The sequence below is a fragment of the Actinophytocola sp. genome (assembly GCF_045807065.1).
Lineage (GTDB): Bacteria > Actinomycetota > Actinomycetes > Mycobacteriales > Pseudonocardiaceae > Actinophytocola.
Map to the genome: position 1 here is coordinate 1 of NZ_JBJMIE010000277.1, position 10,353 is coordinate 10,353.

Here is a 10,353-nt window from a genome sequence, read left to right on the forward strand (position 1 = left end):
ATCCTGGTGGTGGTCGCCGCCGTGCTGTACTCCACGGCACGGCGGCGGAAAAGACGTGACCCGGCAAGCCCGACCCGCAAGAAGGGTCGGGTTGCCTCACTGGCCCTCGTGGCAGGCATCCTGGGGATGCAGGCCATAGTCGGCTCCCCGGCAATGGCCCAACAGACGGACACGAACTGCGCGCCCTTCCCGGAACGCCCGGGCGCGGGCATGGTCGGCGCCATCGACCCCTCCCAGGGCAACGGTGAGTCGGGTGGGCCCTACACCGACGAGAAACACCCGAACAGCCCGTACCTGGACCACGGCTACGCCGGCATGGTGTGGCATGTCTACGACCCGAACTGCAACCAGCCGCTGTCGATCTCCGACCCCAGCGTCACGATCGACACCTGGGCGGGCAACGAGCTGTTCAACCTCGGCAAGAACATCGTCGGCGCCACCAACTCGCTGCACTACACGCTCTACAACGGCGGTGTGCTCGGCGGGCTGAACGAGCAGATCGGCCAGGCGGCCAAAGCCATCTTCGACAACATCTACATGCAGCTGTTCAGCATCTTCATGCTGGTACTGGCGGTGTTGATGTTCCGGCAGATCTGGAAGGGCGACCTCGCCGCGGTCAGCAGGCGAGGCCTGTTCGCCCTGGGCGGCATGTGGCTCGCGGCGTCCACGCTCGTGCTGGTGAACAACTACGACGCGATCGACCGGCTGATCGTGGAGACCACCACCGGCATCCAGAACGGGTTCCGCAGCCCGGACGAGGACCGGATCGAGCGGGACGTCCTGCCCACCGAACTGCACACCAGGATCGTCTACGAGAACTGGCTGCGTGGTGAGTTCGGCCAGCCGAACGACCCGAAGGCCAAGCAGTTCGGCCGCCCACTGCTCGACGCCCAGGCGTGGAAGTGGGAGGACCTCGCGTCCGGCAACGACGCGAACGACCAGGCCGAGGCGGACAAGCGAAAGTCCTACCAGGACATCTACAACCAGCTGGGCCCGGCCCAGGGCTACTTCAGGGGTACCGAGGGCAGCCGCACCGGTGCGGGCTTCCTCGCCTTCTTCCAGGCGTTGGTCTACTCGCTGTTCCAGTTCCTGGCGAAGCTGGCGGTGCTGCTCGCCCAGCTGCTGCTGCGCATCTTCACCCTGGCCGCCCCGGTCATCGGCCTGGTGGCGCTCGTCCACCACGACATCCTGCGCAAGGTGGGCCGGGCCGTCGGGGCCGTCGTGCTCAACGTGCTGGTCCTGGCCATGCTGGCCGGCATCCACTTCAAGTTCCTGCAGCTGATCTTCGGTCCGGACGTGCAGCTGTCGATGCTCACCCAGATGTTGCTCGCCGGCATCGTGACGCTCGTGTTTATGCTGGTCGGGCGGCCGATGAAGCGCATGTGGCAGATGGTCGAGCTGTCCATGAGCGCCGTCGGGGCGTCCGCGCCCACCACCGGCGGTGGCCTGTTCTCCCGCTTCCGCCGGCGCAGGGCCGGCGACGAACGCGGCGCGCAGGACGAGTTCTGGGACAACCTCCGCGACGAGGAGCTCGCCGGCGACACGGTCGCCACGACCAGGGGCGTGCGACGGCCACGGCCGGAGGCTGCCGGGCCGGTCATGGCCACCGCCGAGCGGCTCGACCGGCGGTCCAGCATCGGGCCCAGCGCCATCTTCGGCCTGCCGCCGGCCAACGAGGCCGACCCGGTGCTCATGCCGGGCGGTCCGGGCGGGCGCAACGACCCGAGCGGCGCCATCCCACCGCGCCGCAGCCGGATCGTGGACACCAACCCGGTCCACGGCGAGTTCGGCGAGGACGCGATGGTCGTCCCGTCGCAGGTCGCCCCGCGCCGCAACGAGGGGCGCTACGACTCGCAGCCGCAGGCCCCGCGGTCCAACCCGCGCCCGGCCGACGTCGAGATGGTGGCCGGCCGCCCGGTGCACGTGGTGTACCGGCCCTCGCGTGGGCTGGAGGTGCGGGAGCCGGCGCCGCGGCGGATGCCGTTGCGGGACGGACCCGTCGAGACCGACGCGGCGGTGAGATGACATGCCGATCCGCACCAACCGCGGGCGCGCCGCGGTGTACCGACGCTTCTGGGGCTGGCCCATGCGCTCGCCCCGCCACCTGGCCGTCGTGGTCTTCGTGGTCGCCGTCTTCGTCCTCGCGGCCGGGATCGTCATCCCGCAGCTGACCGGCGCCAACCACAGGCCGACCGCCGGCGCGTCGGCGGCGACCACCTCGGGCGCGACCACGGCCCCGGGCACGGCGGCCGGCACCGGCAACGACCCGGGCGTCACCGGTGGCGCCACCAGCAGCCTGCCCACCAGGATCACCACGCTCACCGAGACGCCGACGACCGCGCCGCCGGCGCCGGAAGCCCTGGACGTCGCCCGGTCGTGGGGCCAGGCCTGGGTGAACCACCCCGCCGGCGTCACCAACGCGCAGTGGATCGAGGGCCTGCGGCCGTACACCACCGAGGAACAGCTCACCGAGATGAGCTCGGTGGAACCGGCGAACATCCCGGCCTCGAAGATCACCGGCGAGCCGAGCCCCGTCGAGTCCTTCACCAGCTCGGTCAAGGCCAAGCTGACGACGGACGCCGGTGACCTGCTGGTCACCGTGATCAAGACGCCGGAGGGCTGGCGCGTCGCGTACTACGAGCAGGTGGACCGATGAAGAGCGCGATCGTCGTCGGCGGCCTGGTGGTGGTCGCGACCGTCGCGGTGGCCGGGGTCAGCGCGGTCACGTCGGTCGTGTCGCAGGACCAGGCCGCCGACCAGGCCCGCGCCATGCAGGCCGGCCTCAACTGCAACGCGACGCTCGGCCCGATCACGGCCGGCCCGGCCGGCAGCGGCGCGGCGGAGGCGGCCAAGCTGAACGAGGACCAGCGCCAGAACGTCGCGCTGATCATCTCCATCGGCAAGGACCGCCAGCTGCCGCCGCTCGCGTGGCAGGTCGCGATCCAGGCCGGCATGACCGAGTCCGGCCTGCACAACCTCGACCACGGCGACCGCGACTCCGAGGGCATGTTCCAGATGCGCCCGTCCATGGGTTGGGGCACGCCGACGGAGGTCAGGGACCCGCACTACGCCATCAACAAGTTCTACGACGTGCTGGTCAAGGTCCCGGGCTGGGAGCAGCAGCGCCCCGGCGAGTCGGCGCAGGACGTCGAGCGGTCGGCGTTCCCGGACCGCTACCACAAGTGGGAGCCGATGGCGGCCCACCTGATCGGCAACGTGGGCCTGGTCCCGGACCCGACGGGCTGCGGCCGGGGCACGGGCCTGCTCGTGCCGGCCCCGACACAGGCCGCGGGCCGCGCGATCCAGTGGGCGCTGGCGCAGCAGGGCAAGCCGTACGTGTGGGGCGCCGGCGTCGAACAGCAGAACTCGTTCGACTGCTCCAGCCTGATGCTCCAGGCGTACCGGGACGCGGGCATCACTCTTCCGAGGGTTTCCCGGCAGCAGTTCCGGGCCGGCGCGATGCTCCCCGTCGAGCAGGCGCAGCCCGGCGACCTGCTGTTCTGGGCCTACGACAGCCACGATCCCGACACCATCCACCACGTTGCGATGTACCTCGGGGACGGCAAGATCGTGGAGGCGCAGCAGACCGGCGTGCCCGTGCACATCCGTTCGGTCCGCTGGGGCGAGGCGGAGTTGATGGACCAGGCCGTGCGGCCGGGCGTGTAGAGAACTGAGGGGCGCGATGACGATGTACCCAGACCAGATGCGATCACCGTTGCCGGACTACCTCCGCGTGCCCCATCCGGGGACGACCGAGAACTACGTCGTGCTGCCGAAGTCGCTGGTGGAGACGATGCCGCTGCCGTGGCAGAACGCCCTGCACCAGATCCTGGCCGAGTTCCACCAGGCGTTCGCGCACCTCGAGTGGCCCGAGTACCGCGTCGTCCCGTCCCGCAAGGAGAAGCTCGTCAACCTCGACGAGGAACAGCTCGCCGAGGTCGGCTACCTGGTCGAGATCGACGTCGACGGCGAGCTGGTCTACCGGGAGCGCACGGGCCGCCGGATCGAAAACCCCGAGGAGACCGAGGTCCTGGTGTCGGTCATGGACCCGATCCCGGGCGCGTACCGCAACGCCAACCAGGAGACTCCGCCGCGTGGCTTCCCGGTGCCCCCGGCCGCCCCGGTCCCGCCGCCCCCGATGGCGCCGTGGCCCGGCCCCGCCCAGCCCGCCTGAAACTTCGTCGCGCCACCGGACCGGCTTCGGCCGTAGGCTTTTTCCCATGGTCGACAACAACCCGGACCCCGGCTGGTACTACTGCACCAAGCACAACACGGTCGAGCACGGCGAGGTCTGCCCCGCCGTCGACCGGCTGGGCCCGTACCCGGACCGCGAGACGGCGTCCAGAGCCCTGGAGATCGCCAAGGCCCGTTCCGAGGCGTGGGACAAGGCCAACAAGGAGTGGGACGGGGATTAGCGTCTGGTGCCGTGGATCCTCGTGCAAGGTCCGCATCTGATCAACAGTCACCTCAGCGGAACGTGACGGCACCCAGCCACGATCCACCTTGGCACCGGCACCTTCGCCGGGACGCGACCAGCACAGAGAAGTGCGCGGGAGGCGGGCTGGCCCGTGGGCTAATCTGCCCGACGTGGTCGTGCGCGCGAACAGCGATCGGATCGGCTTTACCAGCATCCGGGACGAGTTCGCGCTGCCCACGAACTTCCCGCCGGCCGTCCTCGCCGAGGCCGAGAGTGCCGCCGACGCCTGGCGGGACGCCGACCGCGAGGACGCCACCGGCCTCCCGCTGGTCACCATCGACCCGCCCGGCGCCAAGGACCTCGACCAGGCCATGGCCGTCGAACGCACGGCGCACGGCTACCGCGTCCACTACGCCATCGCCGACCTCGGCGCCTTCGTCACGCCCGGCGGCGCGCTCGACCGGGAGGTAAGGCGCCGCGGCCAGACGATCTACCTCCCCGACGGCAACGTCCCCCTCCATCCCACGGTCCTGAGCGAGGGCGCCGCGAGCCTCCTGCCCGGCCAGGTCACCCCCGCCGCCCTCTGGACCCTCGACTGCGACAGCGACGGCGCCCTCGAACACGCCAACGTCCGCCGCGCGCTCGTCCGCTCCCAGGCCCGCTTCGACTACGACACCGTCCAGGCCGCGTTCGCCCAGGGCTCCGCCCACCCGTCGATCCAGCAGCTGCCCGTGATCGGCCGCCTCCGCCGCGCGCGGGCGATCGAACGCGGCGCCGTCGAGCTGCAGCTGCCGGACCAGGACGTCGAACCGGACGGCGCCGGCTGGCGGCTCGTGCTGCGCCCGCGCACCGACGTCGACGCCTGGAACGCCGAGATCTCCCTGCTCACCGGCATGGCCGCGGCCGAGCTGATGCTGGCCGCCGGCGTCGGCATCCTCCGCACCCTGCCCGACCCGGAGAACGGCGCCGTCAAGTGGCTGCGCCGCTCCGCCCGCTCGCTCGGCATCGCCTGGCCCAGGGCCATGAGCGCCGCCCAACTGCTGGCCGGCCTCGACCCCGACCGGCCCGAGGCCCTCGCCCTCTACGCGGACGCCACCCGCCTCCTGCGCGGCGCCGGCTACACGGTGTTCGACGGCGCCGCGCCCGAGCTGACCACCCACGCCGGCATCGCGGCCCCCTACGCGCACGTCACGGCGCCACTGCGCCGGCTCGTCGACCGGTTCGGCGCCGAGATCTGCCTCGCCGTGGCGGCCGGCCGGGAGGTGCCGGACTGGGTGCGGGCGGCCCTGCCCGAGCTGCCGGAGCTCATGGCCGGCTCCGACACGCTCGCCGCCCGCGTCGACAAGGCCTGTCTCGACCAGACGGAGGCCTGGGTGCTGGCGGACCGCATCGGGCAGGAGTTCGACGCGATCGTGCTGCGGTCCGAGGGCAACGCGGCGGACGTGTTCCTGCCCGACCCGCCGGTGATCGCGAAGTGTGCCGGTGGCGACCTGTCGGAAGGCGAGACGGTCCGGGTGCGGTTGACGCAGGCGGACGCGGACGCCCGTAAGGTCGTCTTCGAGCCCGCTGTGCATGAGGAGGATCATTGACGGACGTGACAGGCCTGACCGTGGGAGTGCTGGGGGGCACGGGTCCGCAGGGGAAGGGCCTCGCGCTGCGCTGGGCCAGGGCCGGCATCAAGGTGATCATCGGCTCGCGCAGTTCACAGCGGGCCGAGGCCACCGCGGCCGAGCTGGGGGAGGGCACGACCGGCGCGGACAACCCCACCACGGCCGCCGCCGCGGACGTCGTGCTGGTCGCGGTCCCGTGGGAGGGCCACGGCGACCTGCTGACCTCGCTGCGCGACCAGCTCCGCGGCAAGATCGTGATCGACTGCGTGAACCCGCTCGGCTTCGACAAGCAGGGCCCGTTCGCGCTGCCCGTCGAGGAGGGGAGCGCGGCACAGCAGGCGGAGAAGCTGCTGCCGGAGTCCCGCGTGACGGCGGCGTTCCACCACGTCTCGGCCGTGCACCTGGTCGACCTGTCGATCGCGGAGCTGAACACCGACGTGCTGGTGCTCGGCGACGACCGCGACGCGACGGACGTGGTCCGGGCCCTGGCCGACGCGGTGCCGGGCATGCGAGGCGTGTACGGCGGCCGGTTGCGCAACGCCCATCAGGTGGAGGCGTTCACCGCGAACCTGATCGCGATCAACCGCCGGTACAAGGCACACGCCGGGATCCGCATCACGGACGTGTAGATGATTCCGCTGCCGCCCGGGGCCGAACAGTGGACCGCCGCCGAACGCGAGCTGGCGATCGCGGTGCTGTCGGGTGCGACGGTGGTGGTGAACGTCCGCAAGGGCGGCCCGCACCGCCGGCTCGTCCCGTGGCTGGTCGAGGAGAACCTGCTCACCTACGTCGGGCACGCCGGCAACCGGCACGACTGGCCGGAGTCCCCGTTCGCGAACCCGTTCGTCAAGCAGGCGAGGTCGGACCGTGCCGGCATGGTCTCCCGGTACCGCGACTGGCTCCAGGAGCACCCGTCCCTGCTGCGGCGGATCCCGAAGGAGCTGGCCGGCCGGGCACTGGGCTGCTGGTGCGCGCCGGAACCGTGCCACGCGGACGTGCTGGCCGAGGAGGCCCGCCGTGCTGGTCGATGACCTGGGCGAGCCGGTCCCGCTGGCGACCCCACCGCAACGGCTCGCGAGCCTGGTCCCATCCCTCACCGACGCGATCGAAGCCAGCCGTCCGGGCCTGATCGCTGCCGCCACCGACTACTGCACGCATCCGCCGAGCCTTGATGTGCCCCGAGTAGGTGGCTCGAAGTACCCGAACGTGGACGCCGTCCTCGAACTCCGCCCCGACCTGGTGGTCGCCAACGCGGAGGAGAACCGCCCGGAGGACGTGGCCCGCCTCCGCGCCGACGGCATCCCGGTCTGGGTGACAGCGGCCGCCGCGACCGTGCCGGAGGGCCTGGGCTCGGTCCGCCGCCTGCTCACCCAGGGTCTGGACCTCCCCGAACCGGCCTGGCTGGTACAGGCCGAAGACCTCTGGCGCGAGATCACCCCCGTCCGGGCGACGGCGATCATCCCGGTCTGGCGCCGCCCCTGGATCGTCGTGGGCCGCGACACCTTCGCCGGCGACGTCCTCCACCGCCTCGGCATCGCGAACGCCTACGCCGACCACCCGAACCGCTACCCGCGCCCGTCACTGGACGAGCTGAACGAAGCGGGCGCCGACCTGGTCGTCCTCCCCGACGAACCGTACGAGTTCACCGCCGACGACGGCCCGGAGTCCTTCCCCGGCCTGCCGTACACGCTGGTCAACGGCCGGTTCCTCACCTGGTGCGGCCCCTCCCTCGTCGAGGCGCACGCCGCACTCACCGCCGCATTCCGTCCGTAGCGTCGGGGGGTTGGCCCGTGCTCACGGGCGGAACTCGTCCGTGGCGTCCAGCAACGCGGCCAGCACGCCGTAGTCGGTGATCGCGTGGCCGGCCTTCGGGAGGATGGTCAGCGCCGAGTCGGGCCAGGCGCGGTGCAGGTCCCAGGCGGTGACCGGCGGGCAGACGATGTCGTAGCGGCCCTGCACGATCCGCCCGGGGATGCCGGCCAGCTTCCCCGCGTCGCGGAGGAGCTGGTCCTCCGCCAGCCAACCGTCGTGGGTGAAGTAGTGCAGCGCCAGCTTGGCGAACGCGATCGCGAACTTCGGGTCGCCGTAGCTCGCGGCCAGGGCGGGCGTGGGGTCCATCGAGACGACCGCACCCTCCCAGCCGCTCCACGCGGCCGCCGCCTCCGCCGCGCGGTTCGGGTCGCGCAGCAGTCGCTGGTAGCCCTCGAGGATGTCCCCCCGCGGCACCAGCGACGAGAACGCCGTCCACTCCGCCGGGAACAACGCGCTCGCCCCGCCCCGGTACAGCCAGTCGAGCTCGGACCGCCGCAGCAGGAACACGCCCCGCAGGATGATCTCCGTCACCCGCGACGGGTGGGTCTGCGCGTAGGCGAGGGCGAGCGTCGCGCCCCACGACCCGCCGAACACCAGCCAGCGCTCGATGCCCAGGTGCTCACGCAACGCCTCCATGTCGGCCACCAGGTGCCAGGTGGTGTTGTGCTCGTCCGGGTCCTTCGTCGCCACGTGCGGGATGCTGCGGCCGCACCCGCGCTGGTCGAACAGCACGATCCGGTACGCGGCCGGGTCGAAGAAGCGGCGCTGCAGCGGGGACGTGCCGGACCCGGGGCCGCCGTGCAGGAACACGACCGGCTTGCCGTCGGGGTTGCCGCTGACCTCCCAGTACACCTGGTGCCCGTCGCCGACGTCGAGCATGCCGTTGGCGTGCGTGTCGAGCGGCGGGTAGAAGAAGCGCATGGCGGAAGCCTAGATTCGATGGCATGACGAAGGTCCAGTTCGGCAGCGAAACGTCCAGGCGCGGCGAGTTCGTACGCCAGGCCAACCGGTTCACCGAGCGCATCACCGCGGACGGCTCGTCCGGCTGGCGGGCCGAACCCGGCAGGTACCGGCTGGTGGTGAGCCTCGCCTGCCCGTGGGCGCACCGGTCACTGATCGTGCGCGGCCTGCTGGGGCTGGAGGACGCCATCTCCCTGGCGGTGGTGGACCCGATCCGCGACGAGAAGGGCTGGCGCTTCACCCTCGACGAGGGCGACCGCGACCCGGTGCTGGGCATCGAGTACCTGTCCGAGGCGTACCTGAAGAGCGATCCGACGTTCGAGGGCCGCGTGACCGTCCCGGCGATCGTCGACGAGGCGACGGGCAAGGTGGTCACCAACGACTACCCGCGGATCAGCCTGGACCTGTCGACCGAGTGGCGCGAGTTCCACAAGCCGGACGCCCCCGACCTGTACCCCGAGGCGCTGCGGGCCGAGATCGACGAGGTCATCGAGCCGATCTTCCGCAACGTCAACAACGGCGTGTACCGGTGCGGCTTCGCCGGCAGCCAGGAGGCGTACGAGGAGGCCTACGACGCCCTGTTCGCCGAGCTGGACCGCCTGTCCACGCGCCTGGAGAACCAGCGCTACCTGGTGGGCGACCAGCTCACCGAGGCCGACGTCCGCCTGTTCACGACCCTGGTCCGGTTCGACGCGGTCTACCACGGGCACTTCAAGTGCAACCGGAACAAGCTCGCGGAGATGCCGGTGCTGTGGGCGTACGCCCGGGACCTGTACCAGACCCCGGGCTTCGGCGACACAGTCGACTTCGACCACATCAAGCGCCACTACTACCGCACCCACGACGCGATCAACCCGACCCGCATCGTGCCGAAGGGACCCGACACCGACTGGCACGAGCCCCACGGCCGCGGCTGACCCCTCACGGCCCGAACGAGCCGTAAGTCGGCTTGCCGGCGGGCCGGTACACGCACGCCATCACCCCGGAGCTGGTCGTCTCCGTCGACACCAGCTCCAGTGCGGCCGGCACGGTCCCGTCGGCGAACAGCCGCTTGCCGGTGCCCAGGAGCAGCGGGTACACGAGCAGCCGGTACTCGTCGACGAGGCCGTGCCGGATCAGCGTCTGGGCGAGGTCGAGGCTCCCGATGACCTGCAGCTCACCCAGGTCCTGCTCCCTGAGCCGCGCGACGGCCGCCGGCACGTCCGCGCCGAGCAGCGTCGAGTTCTGCCACGCCAGCGACCTGGCCGTCCGGGACGCGACGAACTTCGGCAGCCCGTTCAGCGCCTTCGCGATGTCCGCGTGCTCGTGGTCGGCGGGCACCCGCGGTCAGTGCGCGGCGAAGATGTCGTACGTCCGCCTGCCGAGCAGCAGCCCGGCGGCCCGCCCCTGCCAGCGACCCACCAGCTCGCCCTGCTCCTCGGTGAAGTACGGCACCTGCCACCCGCCGTGCGGGAAGGCGCCGTCGCGGTCCTCCTCGGGCTGGCCGGGCGCCTGGGCGACGCCGTCGAGGGTGAGGAACGCGTTGACCACGACCGTGCTCACGGCGGTCACAGC

General features: G+C 71.6%; 12 protein-coding genes and 1 pseudogene. 10 read left to right on the plus strand and 3 right to left on the minus strand.

Features of this window, described 5'->3' with window-relative positions:
* The 9 genes from ACJ73U_RS16075 to ACJ73U_RS16115 form a co-directional block, all read left to right on the plus strand.
* Positions 1-2,025, plus strand: a 2,025-nt coding sequence (locus ACJ73U_RS16075; protein ID WP_407778428.1) for a magnesium transporter, incomplete at its 5' end; no start/stop codon positions are given.
* 1 nt (position 2,026) lies between these two features.
* A complete protein-coding gene (locus tag ACJ73U_RS16080; protein WP_407778429.1) occupies positions 2,027-2,656 on the plus strand; it encodes a hypothetical protein in 630 nt (209 codons plus the stop codon).
* Positions 2,653-3,666, plus strand: coding sequence for a C40 family peptidase (locus tag ACJ73U_RS16085; protein ID WP_407778430.1), 1,014 nt, complete (start codon positions 2,653-2,655; stop codon positions 3,664-3,666). The genes ACJ73U_RS16080 and ACJ73U_RS16085 overlap by 4 nt, the downstream gene beginning before the upstream one ends.
* A 37-nt stretch (positions 3,667-3,703) precedes the next feature.
* Complete coding sequence (locus tag ACJ73U_RS16090) at positions 3,704-4,174, plus strand: hypothetical protein (RefSeq protein ID WP_407778431.1); 471 nt, start codon at positions 3,704-3,706, stop codon at positions 4,172-4,174.
* Between the two features lie 46 nt (positions 4,175-4,220).
* A complete protein-coding gene (locus tag ACJ73U_RS16095) occupies positions 4,221-4,415 on the plus strand; it encodes a hypothetical protein (RefSeq protein WP_407778432.1) in 195 nt (64 codons plus the stop codon).
* 163 nt (positions 4,416-4,578) lie between these two features.
* Positions 4,579-6,006, plus strand: a complete 1,428-nt coding sequence (locus ACJ73U_RS16100; RefSeq protein WP_407778438.1) for an RNB domain-containing ribonuclease — start codon at positions 4,579-4,581, stop codon at positions 6,004-6,006.
* Positions 6,003-6,656: an NADPH-dependent F420 reductase gene (gene npdG / locus ACJ73U_RS16105; protein WP_407778433.1), complete on the plus strand. Its 654-nt coding sequence runs from the start codon at positions 6,003-6,005 to the stop codon at positions 6,654-6,656. Before ACJ73U_RS16100 ends, npdG begins: the two co-directional genes overlap by 4 nt.
* Positions 6,657-7,058: a DUF4326 domain-containing protein gene (locus tag ACJ73U_RS16110; protein ID WP_407778434.1), complete on the plus strand. Its 402-nt coding sequence runs from the start codon at positions 6,657-6,659 to the stop codon at positions 7,056-7,058. It abuts the gene before it with no gap.
* Positions 7,048-7,800: a helical backbone metal receptor gene (locus ACJ73U_RS16115; protein WP_407778439.1), complete on the plus strand. Its 753-nt coding sequence runs from the start codon at positions 7,048-7,050 to the stop codon at positions 7,798-7,800. Before ACJ73U_RS16110 ends, ACJ73U_RS16115 begins: the two co-directional genes overlap by 11 nt.
* Before the next feature lie 21 nt (positions 7,801-7,821).
* Here ACJ73U_RS16115 and pip read toward each other — a convergent pair whose 3' ends face one another.
* A complete protein-coding gene (gene pip, locus ACJ73U_RS16120) occupies positions 7,822-8,760 on the minus strand; it encodes a prolyl aminopeptidase (protein ID WP_407778435.1) in 939 nt (312 codons plus the stop codon).
* 23 nt (positions 8,761-8,783) lie between these two features.
* Here pip and ACJ73U_RS16125 point away from each other — a divergent pair, with 23 nt between their 5' ends.
* Entirely contained in the window at positions 8,784-9,716 is a 933-nt protein-coding gene (locus ACJ73U_RS16125; protein WP_407778436.1) for a glutathione S-transferase family protein, read from the plus strand.
* A 4-nt stretch (positions 9,717-9,720) separates the two neighbouring features.
* On the opposite strand, the gene ACJ73U_RS16130 is transcribed toward ACJ73U_RS16125, so the two are convergent.
* The gene (locus tag ACJ73U_RS16130; protein WP_407778437.1) at positions 9,721-10,119 is read right to left on the minus strand and encodes a dihydrofolate reductase family protein; all 399 of its coding nucleotides are present in this window, start codon (positions 10,117-10,119) and stop codon (positions 9,721-9,723) included.
* Positions 10,120-10,125: 6 nt separating this feature from the next.
* Positions 10,126-10,353 (minus strand): annotated as a pseudogene (locus tag ACJ73U_RS16135) (dihydrofolate reductase); the annotation flags it as partial.